At 46.6% G+C, this 19,651-nt stretch carries 20 protein-coding genes; 6 read left to right on the plus strand and 14 right to left on the minus strand.

What is annotated here, in order from left to right:
- Positions 1-26: 26 nt before the first annotated feature.
- Complete coding sequence (locus tag ACTO17_RS04895; RefSeq protein WP_482557099.1) at positions 27-962, minus strand: GNAT family N-acetyltransferase; 936 nt, start codon at positions 960-962, stop codon at positions 27-29.
- Between the two features lie 285 nt (positions 963-1,247).
- Between ACTO17_RS04895 and ACTO17_RS04900 the strand changes: the two genes are divergently transcribed.
- The 3 genes from ACTO17_RS04900 to ACTO17_RS04910 all read left to right on the plus strand — a co-directional run bounded on the left by ACTO17_RS04900 (position 1,248) and on the right by ACTO17_RS04910 (position 3,738).
- Positions 1,248-1,757, plus strand: coding sequence for a hypothetical protein (locus tag ACTO17_RS04900; protein WP_482557100.1), 510 nt, complete (start codon positions 1,248-1,250; stop codon positions 1,755-1,757).
- Between the two features lie 45 nt (positions 1,758-1,802).
- The gene (locus tag ACTO17_RS04905) at positions 1,803-2,396 is read left to right on the plus strand and encodes a hypothetical protein (protein ID WP_482557101.1); all 594 of its coding nucleotides are present in this window, start codon (positions 1,803-1,805) and stop codon (positions 2,394-2,396) included.
- Positions 2,397-2,616: 220 nt separating this feature from the next.
- The gene (locus ACTO17_RS04910; protein ID WP_482557102.1) at positions 2,617-3,738 is read left to right on the plus strand and encodes an EpsG family protein; all 1,122 of its coding nucleotides are present in this window, start codon (positions 2,617-2,619) and stop codon (positions 3,736-3,738) included.
- Positions 3,739-3,827: 89 nt separating this feature from the next.
- Here ACTO17_RS04910 and ACTO17_RS04915 read toward each other — a convergent pair whose 3' ends face one another.
- From ACTO17_RS04915 to ACTO17_RS04975, 13 genes are all read right to left on the minus strand, one after another.
- Complete coding sequence (locus tag ACTO17_RS04915) at positions 3,828-4,196, minus strand: desulfoferrodoxin family protein (protein ID WP_482557103.1); 369 nt, start codon at positions 4,194-4,196, stop codon at positions 3,828-3,830.
- Between the two features lie 81 nt (positions 4,197-4,277).
- On the minus strand, positions 4,278-5,159 hold the full coding sequence (locus ACTO17_RS04920; protein ID WP_482557104.1) for an aldose 1-epimerase family protein: 882 nt from the start codon (positions 5,157-5,159) through the stop codon (positions 4,278-4,280).
- 23 nt (positions 5,160-5,182) lie between these two features.
- Positions 5,183-6,151, minus strand: a complete 969-nt coding sequence (locus tag ACTO17_RS04925; RefSeq protein ID WP_482557105.1) for a sugar ABC transporter substrate-binding protein — start codon at positions 6,149-6,151, stop codon at positions 5,183-5,185.
- A gap of 12 nt (positions 6,152-6,163) precedes the next feature.
- The gene (locus ACTO17_RS04930) at positions 6,164-8,167 is read right to left on the minus strand and encodes a methyl-accepting chemotaxis protein (protein ID WP_482557106.1); all 2,004 of its coding nucleotides are present in this window, start codon (positions 8,165-8,167) and stop codon (positions 6,164-6,166) included.
- 317 nt (positions 8,168-8,484) lie between these two features.
- Positions 8,485-9,336, minus strand: a complete 852-nt coding sequence (gene fba / locus ACTO17_RS04935; RefSeq protein WP_172536695.1) for a class II fructose-1,6-bisphosphate aldolase — start codon at positions 9,334-9,336, stop codon at positions 8,485-8,487.
- A gap of 20 nt (positions 9,337-9,356) precedes the next feature.
- Positions 9,357-11,252, minus strand: coding sequence for a fructose-specific PTS transporter subunit EIIC (locus ACTO17_RS04940; RefSeq protein WP_482557107.1), 1,896 nt, complete (start codon positions 11,250-11,252; stop codon positions 9,357-9,359).
- 4 nt (positions 11,253-11,256) lie between these two features.
- Entirely contained in the window at positions 11,257-12,177 is a 921-nt protein-coding gene (locus ACTO17_RS04945) for a 1-phosphofructokinase family hexose kinase (protein ID WP_172538135.1), read from the minus strand.
- Positions 12,178-12,300: 123 nt separating this feature from the next.
- Positions 12,301-13,041, minus strand: coding sequence for a MurR/RpiR family transcriptional regulator (locus tag ACTO17_RS04950; RefSeq protein WP_482557108.1), 741 nt, complete (start codon positions 13,039-13,041; stop codon positions 12,301-12,303).
- Positions 13,042-13,336: 295 nt separating this feature from the next.
- The gene (gene rbr, locus ACTO17_RS04955; RefSeq protein WP_482557109.1) at positions 13,337-13,876 is read right to left on the minus strand and encodes a rubrerythrin; all 540 of its coding nucleotides are present in this window, start codon (positions 13,874-13,876) and stop codon (positions 13,337-13,339) included.
- A 110-nt stretch (positions 13,877-13,986) separates the two neighbouring features.
- Positions 13,987-15,258: a peptidoglycan-binding protein gene (locus tag ACTO17_RS04960; protein WP_482557110.1), complete on the minus strand. Its 1,272-nt coding sequence runs from the start codon at positions 15,256-15,258 to the stop codon at positions 13,987-13,989.
- A 122-nt stretch (positions 15,259-15,380) separates the two neighbouring features.
- Positions 15,381-15,575 (minus strand): hypothetical protein, encoded by a 195-nt coding sequence (locus tag ACTO17_RS04965; protein WP_172539045.1) that lies wholly within the window; start codon positions 15,573-15,575, stop codon positions 15,381-15,383.
- A gap of 284 nt (positions 15,576-15,859) precedes the next feature.
- Positions 15,860-16,480 (minus strand): NUDIX hydrolase N-terminal domain-containing protein, encoded by a 621-nt coding sequence (locus tag ACTO17_RS04970; protein WP_482557111.1) that lies wholly within the window; start codon positions 16,478-16,480, stop codon positions 15,860-15,862.
- Between the two features lie 33 nt (positions 16,481-16,513).
- Positions 16,514-17,578 carry a branched-chain amino acid aminotransferase gene (locus ACTO17_RS04975; protein WP_172539043.1) on the minus strand — a complete coding sequence of 355 codons (1,065 nt, stop codon included), beginning with the start codon at positions 17,576-17,578 and terminating at the stop codon, positions 16,514-16,516.
- Between the two features lie 270 nt (positions 17,579-17,848).
- On the opposite strand from ACTO17_RS04975, the gene ACTO17_RS04980 reads away from it, so the two are divergent.
- The 3 genes from ACTO17_RS04980 (at position 17,849) to ACTO17_RS04990 (ending at position 19,558) form a co-directional block, all read left to right on the plus strand.
- Positions 17,849-18,364, plus strand: coding sequence for a flavin reductase (locus ACTO17_RS04980; RefSeq protein WP_482557112.1), 516 nt, complete (start codon positions 17,849-17,851; stop codon positions 18,362-18,364).
- Between the two features lie 94 nt (positions 18,365-18,458).
- A complete protein-coding gene (locus ACTO17_RS04985; protein WP_482557113.1) occupies positions 18,459-19,259 on the plus strand; it encodes an MBL fold metallo-hydrolase in 801 nt (266 codons plus the stop codon).
- 38 nt (positions 19,260-19,297) lie between these two features.
- A complete protein-coding gene (locus ACTO17_RS04990) occupies positions 19,298-19,558 on the plus strand; it encodes a DUF2164 family protein (protein ID WP_482557114.1) in 261 nt (86 codons plus the stop codon).
- Positions 19,559-19,651 lie beyond the last annotated feature (93 nt).

A 19,651-nucleotide genomic window follows, 5' to 3' on the forward strand; every position in this document is an offset into this window, starting at 1 on the left:
CACTTATTTCATCATTTTTGCATGAACTATATTATAATTAATTTTTCCTGAAAATGCAACGATTTCGTATACCTTTGCATGTTCTTTCCCTGAATTTTTATTTCCTCCCGCCATTGAAATCCAAGCTTTTTGGCCAGATGGACAGATACTTCATTGCCTTTTTCTATCAGGCAGTTCAGTTCTTCAAACTCTGTCCCCTCTGCGGCAAACTGAAGAATTCCCTGACACAATTCTGTGGCAAATCCCTGATTCTGAAATTCCTTTCCGATGAGATAGCCCAGCTCCAACATGGATTCTCCGTGAATTTCCCGAAGATTCAGCCCCGCCCTTCCGATCAGTTTCCCGGAGGCGCGCTCAATGGCAAGCCACATTCCGAATCCGTAAAAAGAATACATATTCCGGATATACGCTCTGGTATATTCTTCCTCTTTTTTCCTGTCTTCATACAATCCTTCAATAAAATCTGTAATTCCCTCTCCCTGATAAAGCTCATACAGCCCGTCCAGATCCTCCGGCGTCATCTCCCGCAGAACACACCGCTTCGTCTCAATCACCGTCCAGGGCAGACCGTGCTCCCGCTGATACATCCGCTCCAGAAAATAAAAATCCACCTCCTCAAAGCCTTCCACCACTAAAAGGGCGTCTTTTAACTTCTGCCCCGGCAGCCTGGGATTGCGGTAGGCTACCGCTGCAATTTTCATTTCTCCCCGTAAGGATAACGTCTGATCTGTAGCGCCCAAAAGCAGACACTCCTCCGGCTCCAGCCGGTGCAGCTTCAGCACGGTGTTCAGTTTATCCGGGCAGTCCGCCTGAAACAAATCCAGATTGATAATCTGAACCCCAAACTGATAAATGCCGTCCAACAGTTCTGTCAGTCCGTCCTCCATGACAAAACGCTCCTCATCCTCAGGCTTTGCGGTATTTAACTCCTTCAAAGACAAAATTAATCCCTGCAGTGACATTGATGCCCTCCGTTTTCATGTCAAAATATATAGGGAATACTATATCACATTCCAGGCTTCTTGACAAATCTGAAATGAAAGAATGTGCATGATATTTTATGACAGGATTCCTTTCTGAATGTGAGGTTAAATTTTCTGAATAATAGGAATAAACTCCTATTATTGTCGAAAAATAAGAGAATTTGTCGATAAGTTTTCCTTGAATTCTTGCAATTTTCAATTTATAATGAGAAAAATTAACAAATTTTTACAATTACATTTTTCACAAAGGAGGAAACGAAATTTATGAGCAAGAACAAAAAAAGGGCCCTGATTATCATCGCCGTGCTCCTGCTGATCCTGATTACCATTGCAGTCTGCTATTTTCTTTTTACCAAAAAAGACACCAACGACCTGCAATACGACGACAATGCCACCACCGGCATTCTGCCCGGGGTTGACGTGGACGAGAGGAGAAAGGAGCTGCAAAACCAATTAGACCGCAGCATGATTGCATTTTCCATTAACACCTCACCGGTTTTCCTGAACGGGACGGCAGAAGGAAACCTGCTCATTGAAAATCCCGGAAATAACGCCAAGCTGCTGCGGGTCAGCATCGTGGTGGACAAAACAGAGGAGGAAATCTACGCCTCCAAATATCTGAAGCCGGGAACTTACATTGAAAACGTCAAACTGGACAAGGTTCTGGAGAAAGGAACTTACAACGCCACCGCTTATTTCAAGGCATACGAGGAAGAAAGCGGGGAATATATCGGGCAGACCGGCGCACAGATCACCATTACTGTGCAGAATTAACCTGCTGTATTCGTACTGTGTCAGATGCGCAATGGAGGGATACTTATGAAGAAAAAAAATATGTTTTTACAACTTGCATTAACAGCAGCTTTACTTGCTTCCACATTTTCCACCACCGTTCACGCTTCTGATGTGACAACCACCAGGGATATTCCGGTAGGCGGTTCCGGACAGGTAGAAATGGTAGGTACCATTGAGCCAACCATTCTCTCTGTTACCATGCCGACCTTTGTTCCCTTTAACATCAGCAACAGCCTTTCCACCCAGAACAAGGTTATTTCTCCCAGAATCAACGTGAAAAATAACTCCAATGTACCGGTACAGGTAGACGTGGCTTATACCAATGTGGACATCAGCAAACTGAAAAACACCACCTGGAGCAACACCGGCGCTGTTACTGCCAATCAGATTGCCATTGGATTAAAACAGGAAGAAACTCCCGGCGAAATGCCTGAAAACCTGTCAAATGCCAGATGGCTGCAAGCCAACAAACGTCAGGATATGAACGTTTTAGTTCTGAATTCCAACCAGGAAGGCGCGCTCTATGTAGTAGGCACACTGGGACAGGATGTTTCTGAAAGCGCAACCTTTAATGTTACGCCTACCTTTGTGGTAAGCAAAACAACCATTACAAATTAGTACGGCAGAATTTCCCCAGGGGAAATCCGCTGACACACAGGAAACTGAAACAAAAGATTAACTAGTCCGCATCTGGCACAGTACTGTACCTTATGGAATATCAGAAAATTTCATAAGAATAGAATATAGAACACGCAGCCGCTTTCCCATTTCTTACGGAAGCGGCTGCATTAGAACTGTAAGGACATTTTGCCCTGTCACAGAAGAAAGGAGTCTCAGCATGACTGTTTATTACGCTGCAATGTCCCTGGTCACAGGGTTTGGATATTTCATTACCCACAAAAAACAAAGCCAAAAGCAGAATGCCTGTTATCTTGTCTTTGCCTTTTTGTTATTCACTTTTCTGGCCTCGTTCCGGTATGCCATCGGCTTTGATTATTTTTCCTACCGGAATATTTACCGCATGGTTATTCCCTGGTCTTTTCACGATATTTTCCTGTATCACAGAAGCGAGCCCTTTTACTATCTGGCCTGCAAGCTGTTTTCGCTGACAGGTTGCCCGTTTCCTGTGTTTCTGCTGTTTATCAACCTCTTTCTGATGGCCGCCGCCATGCATTTTATTTCCCGCAATTCCAAAATTCCCTGGGTCAGCGTCTATCTCTACCTTACGCTGCAGTTTCTGGCCTATAATATGAACTTAATCCGCCAGTCCATTGCCGCCGCCTTTTTCCTGCTGGCATACCCTTACCTGAAAAACAGAAGGCTTCTGCCCTATACGGTCCTCACGGTTTTGGGCGGGATGTTCCACAATTCCCTGTGGTTTGTCTGGCCCCTGTATTTTATTCTGCCTAAAAAGCACAGCAGGAAATTCCTGGCTGTTCTCCTTTTAGGCGCCGGCCTGACATATGTTTTCTTTGATCCCATTTTCCGTTTACTTGCGCCAATTCTTCCCCCGAGATATGCCAATTACCAGGGCAGCTATTTCTGGAATGCCAATGGATTTGAATATGTACTGCCGCCTGCAGTTTACTGCCTGCTCATTTATCTCTTCCGAAACCGCATTGCAGCTGAGCAACGAACCATTTACTTAAACAGCGGGCTCTATCAGCTTCTTATCAACCTGTTTATCACCAAACACTTTATTCTGGAGCGGTTTGCAATTTATCCCTTTGTATTTTCCCTGCTGGCAATTCCGGAAATCATTGCTTCCTACCGGCAGGAAACCGAAAACGCTTCGGAATCTCCCGATAAAAAAACAGGAACGCTGACTTACCGCCGCGTCCTGCTGCTGTTTTTATTATTTGGTCTGGCCTGGTTCCTGTTTGCCGCAGCCGAAGGCTTCCACCGGGTCTACCCCTATGTCAGCTTACTGGACAAAAGTCTGTCGCAGCCGGAGTTATAACTATAAGCTTGATTCTCCTGTTCCAAAAGCCCGTCAGGGCAAATCTGCAGCCGCCGGAAACCCGGCCGCTGCCTTTTTGCCCATCTTATTTATTTGATTTCAGCTTTCCACAGTCCATGGAGATTGCAGTATTCATAAGCCGCCACTGGTTTATCATCGGGAGAAACCAGAAATTCCGCTTCCGGCTTCTCTCCGGCAGAAAGTTTTTTCAGCATTCCGCCGTGCTCTGTTTCCAGATAAATCCACATGATATGATGCTCCTCCAGCATAGGATGCTCCAGTTCTCCCACTTTTACCAAAACGGCTCCGTCTTTTGATTCCACCACCGGCACATGTTTCTCTCCGGAAGCGTCTGTGGTATTGGCCTTTAATTCCTGAAAAACTTTTGCGCTGTCATGATCTCCTGAAACAATTTCCATTGCCAGGCTGCCGCATTCCCTGCATTTAAAAAAATTCATAAAACTGTCTCCTTTTCTCTGCCCTGAGTTCAGGCTTTTCTTTTATTATATCCCTTTTTTAAATTTTCATTCTTCCTTTGATTACTGCTCCACCGTAATCTGGTAAGACCGTTCAAACACGCCTCCGGGCACAAGCATATTGTTCCATTCGCGGTTTTTTAACGTGCCGGAAAATCCTTCTCTGTCACATCTTCCATACCAGGGCTCTATGCAGACAAAAGGCGCATTTTTCTTCTCCGGTGACCAGATTCCCACCAAAGGAGACTGGAAACTCACGGTGAGATAAGGTTCATTATCCGGATTGACCAGAGAAATCTTCTGTACCTGATAATCCTCCAGAATATAGGCTCCCTGGTCGAAGAATCCGTCCTCCAGCATCCGTCTGCCCTTAGGAAGCGTCAGCAGATTCTTATAGCTGCGCATCAGTCCTGTCTCCAGATTGATCTGGGAAAACAGCGCTTCCTCCTGGTTCATCCAAATGCTGTATTCGCTCTGGGCTTCTCCTTCTTTCAGAGGGCATAAAAATCCCGGATGGCCTCCAATGGCAAAGTACATCTCCCGCTCCTTCTCCTGATTGGTCACTTTCCAGATTACGGTAACTGTTTCCTCACTGAGCCGATAACCGATTTCCAGACAAAACTCAAAGGGGTAATTCTCTTTGGTTGCCGGCGTCGCCTCCAGCCCGAACCAGATTTCTTCTCTGTTCTCGGAAACGCATGTAAATTTCATATCTCTGGCAAATCCATGCTGGGACATGGGATATTCTTTGCCTTCATACACATACCGATCCTGAATCAGCCTGCCCACCACCGGAAAAAGAACCGGAGAACGCCTCCCCCAATACTTAGAATCGCCCTGCCACAAATATTCCTGTCCCGTTTGATTGCTTTTCAGGGAAAGCATTTCTGCGCCCTGATCGGAAAACTGAACGGTCAGCTTCTCGTTTTTTAACTCATACACCATAGTTTTACACTCCTTTATGTTTTTTACTGATACTTCTCCACATTGGAACTGTCTACTTTTTCAAAAGGAACCCAGACATATTTTCCATCTTCGGAAAGTCCTTCCTGTCCCTTTACAGAACCGCCGGCTCCCAGGGCAATGGCTGCTTTTACTGCCGCTTCTCCCTGGCCGGTGGCTGACTGATAGACGGTAAATGCCATATCCCCCGCAACAATGGCCGCGCACCCGTCTGCAGTAGCGTCAATTCCCAGAATGACCGGTTCTTTAACTCCATTCTTTTTGCAGGCGTCAATGACGCCCAGAGCCATGGCGTCATTATTGCACACCGCCACATCAAATGCCCTTCCCGTACTGAGGAATATATTAAAATATTCCTCTGCCCTGCCCTGATCCCAGTCGGCCTGATCCTGAAATACATAGTTGATTTTCTTTCCGGAATCATTCAGTGTATTTTTCAGCTGACCGGTTCTTCCTTCTGTGGCGGAATGACCGGGCGGGCCTGTTAATATCGCCACATTGATCTCCTCTTTGCCCGACATATTTTCCAGAATGTATTCCGCCTGATACTGGCCGGCAACTCCCTCGTCAGAACCCACATACATATACTTGTCCGGTTCCAGGCAGGAGTCATCGGGACAGCTGTTGAAAAATACAATGGGTACATCTCCTGCAATTGCTTCCAGCTCCAGAGTAGTGTCGGTATCCACCGGAGAACACATAATCACGTCGAACCCTTCTTCTACGGCATTTTTAATCTGGGCCACCTGCACTTCAATGGATTCCTCTGCCTCATGCACCTCCAAAACTGCCCCCAGCTCCTCTGCCGTTTCCTTCGCCCGGTTTACCAGAACAGTACGGAAGGTATCTGACGAGGACAGGGAGAGATAAATCTTCACATTGCCTCCGCCGGCAGTATTGCCGCCTGTTCCTGCGCAGCCCCACAGACTGAACATCATTACCATTGCCAACAGTAAGCCTGTTATCTTTTTCATTACAACCCCTCCTTAAATCCGGAATAATTTTACCTGCTCTGCCAGTTCTTCTGACGAGGCTGTCAGGCTTCTTGATTCATCTGCTGCGCTTGCGCTGTTCTGGGCAATTCCTTTGGCCTGCTCCAGCATATTTTCCGAGGTAGCCAGAATCTCATCAGAGCTTGCCGCCTGTTCCTGGGAGATGGCCGCCACATTCGCCGCAACCTCGTCCACTTCATTGATTTTGCTGACCATATGCCCGATCATTTCACTGGTTTCCTGAATGTTTTCAAAAATTTTCTCAAAAGTATCAATGGCTTCCTGTATCATCACACTGCTTCTGCCGATATCCTCCGCGCTCTCGCCTGTCTGGCGCACCGCGTCTTTTACAAGCTCGCTGACCTGCTGGATCAAGGTTGAAATATGCTCCACCGAATCTGCGCTGGTATTGGCCAGCGTTCCGATTTCCGAAGCCACTACCGCAAATCCTCTGCCTGCTTCTCCGGCTCTTGCCGCCTCAATGGACGCATTCAAAGACAGCAGGTTTGTCTCCTCGGCAATATTTCCAATCAGCTGGACAATCGCCACAATCTCACCGGAGGCTGTCCCCACTTTGCCTACGGCTGTTTCCAGGTTATGGATGGAAGCCTTGATGCTTTCCAGTTCTTTTCCCACGCGCTCCATATCCTGTCTGCCCTTTTGGGACACTTCCACGGTCTCCTGCATTTTATGCTCCACATTGTCGCTGTCCTCCTTGGTGTCCGCCACCACGCCGGCCAGCTTCGTGGCGTTTTCTGCAATCTCATATACGGAAAGAGAAAGCTGATCCACGGTGGAATTCAATTCTCCCATAGACTCCGACTGGATAGACGCCGCCGACTGCATCTGCCTGGACATGGTATCACTGGCGTCCGCCTGGGTTCCCAGCCTTCCGGAAATATCCCCCATGGAAGCAATCATTCTCTTCATGGAACGGATAAACTGCTCCACACTCCGGCTCATCACTGCAATTTCATCATTGCCTTTACTGGTCACTTCCACCGTAAAGTCCCCGTCTGTCATTGCGGCAATCACTTTTGTCAGCTTCTTCACCGGGTTGATGACAATATGCGTCACACGCTCAATCACCAGGCACAGAATCAGAATGGATACTGCGCTGATAAGTATCATAATGGTGCGCAGCCTTGCCAAATCCGCCATAACCACATGCTTTGGAACATAGGAAACCAGAATCCAGTCTGTTCCGGACACTTTTTCAAATACTGTCATGTTCCCGTCCAGAACGCTGAACTCATAATCCCGGCCGGCAATTTTCTCTCCCACCTGCTTCTGAAAAGTATTGCCTGAATCACTGCCGATTCTGGTGGAAATCAGTGCATTGTCGCGGTTGGCCAGAATCGTTCCGTCCCGGCCGTCCACCAGAAATGATTCCGCATCTTTCATTTCCATAAAACCGTTGACGATAATCGAAATGCGATCCAGGGTCATGTCTGCGGAAATTACTTTCGTCCTGCCGGAACCGTCATTTAAAATCCCGGAGGCGCTGATTACATTTTCTCCCTGGGCGTTGACATAAGCAGAACCCACCGCCATATTGACTCTGGTAAGACCCTCCTGATACCATGTGCTGTTCAGAGGATCTGGCTCGTTCAGAGACGACTCCGACGCTTTATACATTTTGCCATCCTCATCGGCAATGTACACTCCCTGGGGATAATTGGAATTATAATTATAATATGTATCCAATATGCCCTGAAGCTGTTCTCCCTCCGGCCTGATATTTTCCAATGCTGTTTTTACGGCTTGAAATGCCTCAATATTCTCGTTCAGCCATCCTTCGATATGAAAAGACTGGTTTTTTACGGAGGATTCCAGAAGATTCTTCGAATAATTCTCAATGATTTCTGCTGATGTGTTGTAAGCCACCAATACCATTGCCACCATCAGAAGTATGACAATCGGCACGATAATTGCCAGAAGCTTCATTCGAATGGATATGATTCCCTGTTTTTCTTTCATTTGTGTTTTCTTTTCCATAAACCCCTTCCTTTTCCCACTGCTGCATGCAGGCCTGTATTTTATCTCTTTCTATTTTATTACGTTTCGGCAGATTATACAAGAAAAGTTTATAAAAAGGGTTATTTTTTTACAGAATCGAACAGACTGGGGCAGAATATATCTCGATCACCCAAAAATTCGGGATTGTCCTCCCTGACAGGCAATTCTTGCCGGAGACAAACTCCGCTGCCTGTCAAATTTATAAAGGAGAACAATCCCGAATATTTGTACCTATGTTATTACTCCGGCGGTTAAATGTCGACGAATTTTAACCGCCGGAGTAATAAACTAATCTATTATGCTTTTCCCACGCTGCCGCACACTTCCATTTTACCCATTACGTATTCCTTCACCTTGTCTCTTCCGCAGGCATTATACTTCTTCGGGTCAATGGTGTCCGGATTTTCATTCAGCACTTCTTTTACTCCATCGGAAAATGCAATCCGCAAATCCGTCGCATAATTGACTTTGCAGATTCCACGGCGGATACATTCTCTGACTGCCTCATCCGGCACGCCGGAGGTGCCGTGAAGCACCAAGGGGATAGAAACGACTTCCCGGATTTCGCTTAAGCGCTCCACATCCAGTTTGGGGGTTCCTTTGTAAACGCCGTGAGCGGTTCCAATGGCAACTGCCAGGGAATCAATGCCGGTGGCATTCACAAATTCCACTGCTTCTGAAGGCACGGTGTATCCGCCGCCTTCTCCGCCGTCCAAATCATCTTCCTTGCCTCCTACTTTTCCAAGCTCCGCTTCCACCGGAACCTGGGATGGATGGCAGGCGTCAACCACTGCTTTTGTCACTGCGATATTCTGTTCAAAGCTGTCGTGGGAGCCGTCAATCATAATGGATGTATAGCCTGTGCGCAGCGCGCGCATTGCCAGTTCAAAACTGTTTCCATGGTCTAAGTGCAGAACCACAGGTACATTTGCCAGCTCTGCCGCTGCCTTTACATTTGCATAAAAGTAAGAAAGGTCAGCGTATTTTACGGTCGAGGGCGTGGTCTGCATAATCACCGGTGAACGAAGCTCCTCTGCCGCTGCCACGACCGCCTGTACCATTTCCATATTTTCCACATTAAATGCACCGATTGCATAACCGCCCTTCTGAGCGTCTAACATCAATTGTTTTGTCGTTACCAATGCCATGGCAATTCCCTCCTGAACTCTTATTTATTCTCCAACAGACGGACAATTTCCTCTCTGGATTTCGCATTCATCAGACTGTCTGTAAATTCTTCATGCATCAGTTTGCCGGACAGTTCTGCCAGTGTTTTCAGATGCAGATCGCCGCCGTTTTCATTGGTGGCAATCATAAATACCAGATGTGCCGGTTCTCCGTCCTCAGATGCAAAGTCAAATCCTTCCTTGGAAATTCCTACGGCCACTCTGGGAATTTTTACTGCATTTGTCTTGGCATGGGGAATTGCAATTCCCATACCCATTCCTGTGGTGGACATAGCTTCTCTTTCATAAATCGCTTTTTTAAAGGTTTCTTTATCGGTAAGCGTTCCGTCTTTTTCCAGCAGAGACGCCATCTCTTCAATTACTTCGTCTTTCGTTTTGCCTTTTACCTGCAGAGTCACTGTATTTGCATGATAGAGGCTCTGGGCCGGTTTTGCCTCTGTCCGGCTTACAGTTCCTGCATTCCCGCCGGAGACAGCCAAAGAACCTGCAGACGCTTCTGCGGCTTCCGCAACCTTCGGAGTTACCAGTACATACAGAACTGCTCCGATGGCAGAGCCGACCAGGATACATCCCACCCACAGAAGCGGTTTATTTACCAGTCCCAGAATCAGGAATCCGCCGTGAGGCGCAGGCACTTCAATTTCCATCAGGTAGGAAAGCACTGCGGAAACAGAGGAACCAATCATCAGTACCGGAAGCACTTTCAGGGGATTTTTTGCTGCAAAAGGAATTGCGCCCTCAGTAATATGGGTGCAGCCCAATACATAGTTAATCAGTCCTGCCACCCTGTCGTCTTTGGTAAAACGGTTTTTCCAGAAGGTGGCTGCCAATGCAATAATCAGCGGCGGGGTAATGCAGGCTGCGGAAACGCCTGCCATAAACAGATAATTTCCCTGACCTAACAGCATGGTGCCAGTTACATATGCCGCCTTGTTTACCGGGCCGCCCATGTCAAATGCGGACATGCATCCCACTACAACGCCCAAAAGCAGCGGATTGGAGTTCTGCAGATTTGCCAGAAATTCCATCATCATGTTGTTTAACGCGGAGCAGGGATTTCCAAGCAATACCATAACTGCCCCAACGGCTCCCACAGATACAATGGGTATCATAAAAATCGACTTCAGTCCTTCTAACTGTCTGGGCAGTTTGCCGAACACTTTTATAAGCCAGAGCACGAAATAACCTGCCAGGAATCCTCCGATGATACCGCCGATAAAGCCGGAACCCGTCTCAGAGGCAATCATGCCTGCAACCAGACCTGCAAGCATACCGGGCCTGCCGGAAATGGACTGGGCGATAAATGCTGTCAGAACCGGAACCATCAGTCCCATGGAATATCCGCCGATGGATTTAAGCAATGCTGCAATTTCGTTGTACTGACTGGACTCCGGGTCAAAGGAATAAATACCCCAGAGGAATGAAATGGCTGTCAGCACACCGCCCGCCACCACAAGGGGCAGCATATGGGAAACGCCGTTCATCAGATGTTTGTAAATCTGACGGCCAATGGACAATTCTTCTTCGGGAGCCGCCTGTCTCTGGGCTCCGCTTCCCTGTCTCACACGCACGTTTCCGTCCAGACATCTCTGAATCAGGTCTTTGGCCTTGCTGATTCCGTCTGCAACCGGAACCTCCAGAACCGGTTTTCCGTTAAAACGCTCCAAATCCACATTTTTATCACATGCCACAATAATTGCGTCTGCTTCCTGAATATCTTTTGCAGTCAGGGCATTTTCCACCCCGATTGCCCCGTTAGTCTCAACCTTAATCTCGCATCCCAGTTCTGCAGCGGCTTTTTTCAATGCCTCTTCTGCCATAAACGTATGGGCAATTCCGGTCGGACATCCGGTTACGCCTAATATTTTCTTTGCCATCCTTCTATCTCACCTTTCTGACCTGAATATTCTTCCTGTATGTTTCTACTTTTTTCAAATCTCCGATTGCATCGCTTTCTGCCACATTGGCTCCGGTAGCGGCTGATTTTTTCAGCGCCTCTTCCACCCGGTCCGGATGCTCCAGCCATTCGCTCATAAACGCAGCAAGGGCAGAATCCCCCGCACAGGCGGAACTGCGCAGCTCTACCGGCTGTGCGCTGGCATAATACACAAAGTTTCCGTCGGAGAAATAAGATCCCCGTTCTCCAAGGGTCAGCAGTACATTCTGCGCTCCCTTTTCATGTAAAATGTCCATGATTTCTCCGATATTTTCTTCTCCCGAAACGGTGATTCCAAAAATTTCTTTCAGCTCCTCATCGTTGGGCTTGATTAAATAGGGCCGGTATGCTAAAAGCTCCTTTAGCTTGGGCGCGCTGATGTCTAAAATAACCTTTACGTTCTTTTCTCTGCAAATTGACAGAATTTCATCGTAATAATCCGTCCCTATGCCTCTGGGCAGGCTGCCGCTGATGGATAAATATTCCATATCCTTAAGGCTTCTCAGCAGCTCTGTCATTTCCTTCTGATTTTCTTCGGTTACCAGGGAGCCTTCGTTGACAAACTTGAATTCCTGAGCGCCGTCATTTAGGAAAATATTGATTCTTGTGGTATCCTCCACGAGAACCGGCAGCACTTCAATGTCCTTTTTCCTGGATTCGCTTACAATATAATCCCCGGAAAACCCGCCGAAAAAACCAAGGATTTTTGACTCCACCCCAAAATGCTTTAATACAAAGCTTACATTCAACCCTTTTCCATTTGGGGTATACACCGTATCAAATGTACGGTTCACTGCGCCCGGAACGATTCCCCGTGTCGAAACATTCATATCAATTGCCGGGTTTGTTGTTAATGTATAGAGCATTTTTACCTCCTCCTGTTTTTTGATGGGTTCATTTTACATCAAAAAAAGATGAAAATCTTTTCCAAAATTGAAAACGGTTTTCATCTATTTCCTATCTTATACTATGACGTCACTGCGGCGTTTTTATTCATAAGAAGTGAGATAATCAATAATCAGACGGGCCATGATCTGCAGAGGCACCCGGGAGGACACTTCAAATTCTTTGATGGCCTTATGGCTGTGGTGGTATCCCACCAGGCTCGCGGCCGACAGCTCCAACAGCGGAGACTGATCATTGCAGCAGCAGGTAAGCACTTTGGCTCCGCAGAGGTTGGCGTTTTTGGCCGATTCAATCAACTCCTGGGTCATGCCGTTTAAAGAAAAGTTAAACACTGCCTCATCCGCCTTTAAACGCTTTGTCTTATTCCGCATAATATTCGGATCACGCACCGAAACTGCATTAAAATCCAAAAGCTGCAGCTTCAGGGTAAATTCCTCCGCCACATACTCCGTCAGCCCCCGGCCAAACACAAAAATCCGGCTGGCTTCTTTAAGATACTGGATAATCTCCAGAATTCCCGAAACGGAAATCTGCTCAATCACCCGCTGGGCTTCAATCAGGGATTTGTTCATCACTTCCCCCATATTCTGAATGTCTTTCTCTTCTGCTTTCACAGTCAGGCGGTACCGCAGCTCGTTAAAGCCGTTGAGTCCGCATTTGCGTATAGCCCGTGAAACAGTGGACGGGGAAGTGAATGTGTCGAATGCAATTTCAACAATGGACAGCTTCGGCATTCTCTCTTCATTTTCATTGATAAACCGGACAATTTCCAGTTCTGTTTTGGACAGACATTCTGTGATCTCATTATTCAGTTCTATTAACATCGGCATCCTCCATTTCTGCTGCATCCCCCATATGCCTCGTTTTTTATATTTTACAATAAATCTGTCCATAATTCCATGGCATGGAGAAAATATCCGGTATTTTTATAAAAATAGCTAAGGCTGCCGCCAGAACGAATGTTTTGTATTGGGATACGGACAGAACTGCCGACTTGCCCTTTGACACACAAACAATCTATATTTCGACACACAAGAACTACCGGACTGCCCTTTGACACACAAGCTGGGCAATCCGGTAGTTCTGTCCGAATCTAAATATAAAACGTCCTTCGCAGTTCTAGTAGTTTTCCGCCTTCACCTGGAAATAAGACTGGGGATGAGCGCAAACCGGACATTGCTCCGGCGCTTCTTTTCCGACGCAAATATGCCCGCAGTTGCTGCACTGCCAGATCACGTCTCCATCTTTGGAAAATACCTTTTTGCCGGTTACGTTGTCTAAAAGTCTGCGGTATCTCTCTTCATGCTCTTTCTCTATCTTGGCTACGCCTTCAAACAGCTCTGCAATATCATCAAATCCTTCTTCTCTTGCCTCTTTTGCAAACTGAGCGTACATATCGGTCCATTCGAAGTTCTCTCCCTCGGCAGCTGCCTTCAAATTCTCTTCGGTGGTGCCGACTCCGCCGTTTAACAGCTTAAACCACATTTTGGCATGTTCTTTCTCATTTGCCGCCGTCTCTTCAAAAATACTGGCAATCTGCACATAGCCGTCTTTTTTGGCTTTGCTTGCAAAATAAGTGTACTTATTCCTTGCCATGGATTCTCCGGCAAATGCCGCTTCTAAATTCTTCTCTGTTTTGGTTCCTTTCAAATCTGCCATTTCTTTCTCCTCTCTGTAACTTATTACTCTGGCGGTTAAGTATTACAGTAAACTTTTCATATTCGGTGCTTCTACTGTACCTTCTTTTCCAGGATTTGTCAAACTTTTTATCATACTAACTCTGCAATTCTGGTAACTCCCACATAAATTTCTGAAATTTTATACCAGGTGGAATAATCCACTACCCCTGTCTGGGGCAGGCCGAACACGGACTGGAATCTTTTGACCGCCCGTTCCGTGGCGGGCCCGAAGGAGCCGTCCGCCGTAATTCTGGGAATAGAGGTATAGACCTGGGCAATCCGGTTTAACTGCTCCTGCATCTGACGCACCTTATCCCCGCTGGAACCAATCTGGAGATTTTCTCTGGGCCAGGAAGCAGGAATACCGGAAATCTCTTCTGCTTCATTGATGTACATATTGCTTCCATAATAATAACGGAGGATTTCTATGGCGCTGTAATTCTGATCCCCCAGATATTTGGAACCCCATTGGCTGAGCCAGTTGGGGCAGGTGACTCTCTGGCCGTCGCAGTACTGGGTCAGAATGGGCTGTTTGACATTGGGCCTGGAAAGGAAATTCGTAAACATCTCATCCACCACCCGGGAAATACTGGCAAAATAATTCCTTCCGTACACCCATTTGTGGTCATAGGCGGTGGAGGAAGTGATGGTGAAATCATAGCCTTTGTTCCGATACCACTCCGTATACACCCGATTTAATGTAAAAGACATAATCGCCAGTATATTGGCCCGTATGGTACTGTCCGGCCAGGTTGCATAAATCTCACTGGAAGCCACATTTTTAATATAATCCTTGTATTTTACATAGTAATCCCCCGCTGTGGAATCCCCCGGCGTCCCGTCATGGACTACCACATATTCCGGAATGACCACCCGGCTTAATACGATCTCCCCGCTTTCATCTATAGGCTTAATCTCCGCTTCCGCTATTTTAGGCGGAAAATTCCCGAACAACGTATTGGCGGGAATTACAATATTTTTCAGTTCATCTTCTGACACTTCCAAAGGCTCCATCCTTACATTCTGCAAAGATAATTCCCCGGAAAACACATCTACCCCTTCAATACTGACAGGCTGATAGCCCTCGGCCTCCACCTCCACCGTATATTCCGCATAAGGCTGCACTGGCTGCTCCGGCTCCATGCTGTATTCCAGGGGCGGCGCCGCTAAAGTCAGAACCTCTGACTGCCCGTCTGCGTCTGTGGAAATCTGCTCCAGCTTACTCTCCGGATCTCCCGTATAGGAAATGGTCACTCTTGCGTCCTCCACCGGAACCATCCCCACAGCGGAAGTCACCTGCACCTGCATGGTTCCGTTATCCACATGGTTGATTTGCGCTGCCCGCAATTGTCGATTCTGCATAAACACCTCTGAATTTCTACACTTATTTATAGTTTATGTAAAATCACGCAAAAAGTACCATCTCCAACGGTCTCTTTTTTATACATTTATCTCTGGCCTTTGTAACTTCCACGACAGCCCCATCATGCCCAGTCTGCCGTGCTGCAATCCCCATAGCCATCCATATTATAGGTAAGGTATTTCCCATCCATCTGCAGTTTCCATGCATACAAAATGCCGCTTAAACAGACTGCTAAAATTGTTACCGTAAGCACCAGCGTATTTCCCTTCTTTTTCTTCTCATTGATATATTCAAACTCGTCTCTTTTTCTTCTCATAGGTACCTCTTTTCATTTATTTTGCATTTTACTGTGATATCATACCATCTGTTTGTGAAAAAATCTTTAATTTCGACCTGCTTTTTTCTTAAATAAATATAAAACTCCTGTCTCTGGCATGTGTTCTTTGGGCAGACTGCAAAACGATTCCCTGAGACATAAAAATCCCGTACAGGCCCAAAACCCATACGGGAACTTATTACTCCGGCGGTTCAATCTCGCAGCAGATGAAGGTTTGGACAAATAATCTACTGTGATCTTTAACCGCCGGAGTAATCTATCTATCAGTCAAATTGCGTCATCCAGTTCGGCGACCGATACGCCTGAAAGCACATCTGTATCTGCTCCCGGCAGCACTTCTCTTCTGCCAGCTCCGGCAGCTCCTCTTCTGCAAAATATTCCGCCTCTGTAGTCTCACTGTTGGGCACAAAAGCTCCTCCCAAAACCTGGCACAAATAAAATATCTTGACTACTCCGTAAGCATAAGGAGGCTCATTGTGCTTATCCCTGTCCTGCACTGCAATTACAGAACAGACCGCAACGTCCAGCCCGGCTTCCTCCTTCACTTCTTTCACGGTATTTTCCATGGGAGACTGGTTCAGATCGCACCATCCTCCGGGCACAGACCAGTTTCCGTCTCTTTCGTGGACTAAAAGTATTTTCCCATCTCTGAAAATAGCCGCTCTGGTATCAACCTTGGGGGTCTGATAGCCCACGTCGTTACAAAACAGATGTGAAACTTTCTCTGCCGAAAGCCCTGTCCGCTCCGCCATCATTTCCGCAGCTATTTCCCGTATCCGCTGATACCGTTCCGTATCGTACACGTCTTTGCTGTAGAACAGGCCGGTCTGGGCAAGGCTCTGCAGCTCTATGGCCCATTGGCTGACTTTATCATTCACCTTCATAAGAATTCCTCCGGGATGCCTCTGGCCGCAAGCCTATTTTACCTCTCTGGTCCATCCGTACCTGTCCTCTTCATTTCCCCACTGGATTCCGGTCAGGTAATCATACAGCCGCTGGGTCAGCTCCCCAATCTTGAAATCATTCACAGTGACAACATCATCCTTGTAGACAAATTCTCCTACCGGGGAAATCACAGCCGCGGTTCCTGTGCCGAAAGACTCCTCTAATGTGCCGTCATGTCCGGCCTTCATCAAATCATCGACAGAAAGATGCGTCTCATTCACTTTATAGCCCCAGTCTCTTAAAATATGGAGAATGGAATCTCTGGTAACGCCCGGAAGCACCGTTCCCTCAATGGGAGCCGTATAGATTTCCCCGCTGATTTTAAACATAATGTTCATGGTGCCTACTTCTTCCACATACTTCCGGTTTACGCCGTCTAACCAGAGCACCTGGGTGCAGCCCTTTTCCTCTGCCCTTACCTGACCCAGAATGGAAGCCGCATAATTGCCGCCGCATTTGGTAAAGCCGGTGCCGCCCTGTACTGCGCGCACCAGTTGATCCTCCACCAGAATCTTAACCGGATTGATGCCTTCCGGATAGTAAGCGCCTACCGGACAGCAGATTACCATAAATTTATAGGAAATCGCCTGATGCACTCCCAGAGAAGCCTCTGTGGCAAACACAAAAGGCCGGATATACAGGGAAGTCTCCGGTTCAGAAGGAATCCAGTCTTTTTCCACCTTCACCAGTTCTTCAATGGCTTCCACAAACATGTCCTCCGGAAATCCCGGCATACACAGACGTTCATTGGAAGTGATCATCCGTTTCGCATTCATTTCCGGACGGAACAGAAGAATCCTGCCGTCTTTGGTACGGTATGCTTTCAGTCCCTCAAAGGTTTCCTGGGCGTAATGCAGCGTTACGCAGGATGGGTTGATCTCTATAGGGCCGTAAGGCTCAATTCTGGCGTCATGCCATCCAATTCCCTGATCCCAGTCCATCACAAACATATAATCCGTCATATATTTGCCAAATCCCAGATTCTTCTGATCGGGTTTCTCTTTTAATACGTCTCTTTTTACAAATTTAATCTCCATAACATATCCTCCATCCTGTTTTCACTCTCCCACAGGGCTTCCTCTTGTTCCATAAAACTGAATATCCTGACAAGTACGCTCTTGAGTATAACAATTATTATACTTTTTTCTGCGGCTGTCAAGATTATTCTCGGGGCTTATATTTTCCATAACTATTTATTATATATTTATGTGATTTTAATAACTTTTCTGCATATTCTAATTATGATATAATAAGAAAAGATGTTATACGAAACCAAAGTTTTCAGTAAACAGCAAAGGAGACTTATTATGCATCAGTTTCAACCTTATCCAATTGATTTATTGGAAATCAATCCTTTTACCAAACTGGCAGACGAATGGATGATTATCACCTCCGGCAATCAGGAAAAAGTCAATGGCATGACGGCAAGCTGGGGAGGAGTGGGCGTTCTCTGGGGGCAGAATACTGCCTTTATCTTTGTCCGTGAAAACAGATACACCAAAGAGTTCATTGACAACGGAGAATATTTCTCCTGCACATTTTTTGACAGGAAATTCAAAAACGATCTGAAATATTTCGGCATCGTATCCGGCAGACAGGAGGATAAATTTAAAACCTCCGGTTTGAATGTAGATTACTATAAGGACATTCCATATGTAGATGAAGGAAATTTCGTCCTGCTCTGTAAAAAGGCGGCGGCGGTGCCCATTGAAGAAGCCCATTTTCTGAAGCCTGACATTAAAGAAAAATGGTACTCCGGCAAGGAAGAAAACAATTTCCACACCATGTATGTAGGGGAAATTGTTGAAATACTGGCGCGGTAAAGCAGCCATAATGATACACAAGCTCCTTTCAGGCATATGCCGTCCACCAACAGATTTATAACAGAATCACAGCCATAGCGGAAAGGACAATCTTATGAAACTTACCATGTTGGGAACAGGACACGCAATGGTAACGGAATGTTACAATACATGCTTTGCAATCAGTGAACAGAACCAATGCTTTTTAGTGGACGGCGGAGGCGGAAATGCTGTTCTGCGCCAGTTAAAGCTGGCCGGCTTCCCGCCTGCCCAGATTCATGATATCTTTATCACCCATAAGCACATTGACCACCTGCTCGGCATAATCTGGGTGTCCCGCGCCATCTGTCAGCAGATGATAAAAGGCGAATACACCGGAAAACTGAATCTTTACGCCCATGAAGAAGCCATCGCCCTGATCCGGGATTTGCTGCAGAAACTTCTTTTAAAAAAGCAGCGGAAAATAATGGAAGAACGCTTCTGCTTTTTCCCTGTATCAGACGGGGAGAGCCGGCCAATCTTGGACAGAACCGTAACTTTTTTCGATATCCAGTCCGTAAAAGAAAAACAATTCGGCTTTTCCATGGATCTGGGAACAGGAGAGAAACTCACCTGCTGCGGCGACGAGCCTTACCGCCCCTGCGAAAAGAAATATGCCGAAAACAGCGCATGGCTGCTCCATGAAGCCTTTTGCCTGTATGGGCAGGCAGAGCTGTTTTCCCCTTACGAAAAACACCATTCCACCGTCAAAGACGCCTGCGAAACGGCAGAACAGCTTGGCGTCCGCAACCTGATTCTCTATCACGCAGAGGACAGCAGCCTGCCGGAGCGGAAAAAATTGTACCAGGAAGAAGGAAGCAGGTATTTCCACGGAAATCTCTATGTTCCGGACGATTTAGAAACTTTTTTACTGTAAACCATGTTTGAAATTTCATGCAAAAGGAGTCTGCGGCCATGAAAAGAAGAGAATCCCTCAGACAGATCAAACTGTCTGAAGCGCAAAAGAAAAAGCTGAACGAAGAAATCAAAGCATTCTACCTGGATCAGCGGGGAGAAGAAATCGGCATGATTGAGCAAATGCAGCTCCTTGAGTTATTTGAGCAGCATTTGGCGCCCATCATATATAACAGGGCGTTAGATGATGCAAAGCAGTGGTTTTCCCAGATGATGGAAAATGCTGATTCTGATTATTATGTGCTTTACAAAAATGTCTGAATCTGAAAAATGGGAAACAGCTTTTCTGCCTTCTGCCTGCTGTTTCCCATTCCTGCTTATACTGATACTCTGCAGCCGTCTGTGATTTTTCTT

Source organism: Petralouisia sp. (assembly GCF_056822245.1).

What these genes read in the sequence shown, in the direction of transcription:
- ACTO17_RS04895 (WP_482557099.1), bottom strand. Translation starts at nt 962, where the DNA reads ATGTCACTGCAGGGATTAATTTTGTCTTTGAAGGAGTTAAATACCGCA.
- ACTO17_RS04900 (WP_482557100.1), top strand. Translation starts at nt 1,248, where the DNA reads ATGAGCAAGAACAAAAAAAGGGCCCTGATTATCATCGCCGTGCTCCTG.
- ACTO17_RS04905 (WP_482557101.1), top strand. Translation starts at nt 1,803, where the DNA reads ATGAAGAAAAAAAATATGTTTTTACAACTTGCATTAACAGCAGCTTTA.
- ACTO17_RS04910 (WP_482557102.1), top strand. Translation starts at nt 2,617, where the DNA reads ATGACTGTTTATTACGCTGCAATGTCCCTGGTCACAGGGTTTGGATAT.
- ACTO17_RS04915 (WP_482557103.1), bottom strand. Translation starts at nt 4,196, where the DNA reads ATGAATTTTTTTAAATGCAGGGAATGCGGCAGCCTGGCAATGGAAATT.
- ACTO17_RS04920 (WP_482557104.1), bottom strand. Translation starts at nt 5,159, where the DNA reads ATGGTGTATGAGTTAAAAAACGAGAAGCTGACCGTTCAGTTTTCCGAT.
- ACTO17_RS04925 (WP_482557105.1), bottom strand. Translation starts at nt 6,151, where the DNA reads ATGAAAAAGATAACAGGCTTACTGTTGGCAATGGTAATGATGTTCAGT.
- ACTO17_RS04930 (WP_482557106.1), bottom strand. Translation starts at nt 8,167, where the DNA reads ATGGAAAAGAAAACACAAATGAAAGAAAAACAGGGAATCATATCCATT.
- fba (WP_172536695.1), bottom strand. Translation starts at nt 9,336, where the DNA reads ATGGCATTGGTAACGACAAAACAATTGATGTTAGACGCTCAGAAGGGC.
- ACTO17_RS04940 (WP_482557107.1), bottom strand. Translation starts at nt 11,252, where the DNA reads ATGGCAAAGAAAATATTAGGCGTAACCGGATGTCCGACCGGAATTGCC.
- ACTO17_RS04945 (WP_172538135.1), bottom strand. Translation starts at nt 12,177, where the DNA reads ATGCTCTATACATTAACAACAAACCCGGCAATTGATATGAATGTTTCG.
- ACTO17_RS04950 (WP_482557108.1), bottom strand. Translation starts at nt 13,041, where the DNA reads ATGTTAATAGAACTGAATAATGAGATCACAGAATGTCTGTCCAAAACA.
- rbr (WP_482557109.1), bottom strand. Translation starts at nt 13,876, where the DNA reads ATGGCAGATTTGAAAGGAACCAAAACAGAGAAGAATTTAGAAGCGGCA.
- ACTO17_RS04960 (WP_482557110.1), bottom strand. Translation starts at nt 15,258, where the DNA reads ATGCAGAATCGACAATTGCGGGCAGCGCAAATCAACCATGTGGATAAC.
- ACTO17_RS04965 (WP_172539045.1), bottom strand. Translation starts at nt 15,575, where the DNA reads ATGAGAAGAAAAAGAGACGAGTTTGAATATATCAATGAGAAGAAAAAG.
- ACTO17_RS04970 (WP_482557111.1), bottom strand. Translation starts at nt 16,480, where the DNA reads ATGAAGGTGAATGATAAAGTCAGCCAATGGGCCATAGAGCTGCAGAGC.
- ACTO17_RS04975 (WP_172539043.1), bottom strand. Translation starts at nt 17,578, where the DNA reads ATGGAGATTAAATTTGTAAAAAGAGACGTATTAAAAGAGAAACCCGAT.
- ACTO17_RS04980 (WP_482557112.1), top strand. Translation starts at nt 17,849, where the DNA reads ATGCATCAGTTTCAACCTTATCCAATTGATTTATTGGAAATCAATCCT.
- ACTO17_RS04985 (WP_482557113.1), top strand. Translation starts at nt 18,459, where the DNA reads ATGAAACTTACCATGTTGGGAACAGGACACGCAATGGTAACGGAATGT.
- ACTO17_RS04990 (WP_482557114.1), top strand. Translation starts at nt 19,298, where the DNA reads ATGAAAAGAAGAGAATCCCTCAGACAGATCAAACTGTCTGAAGCGCAA.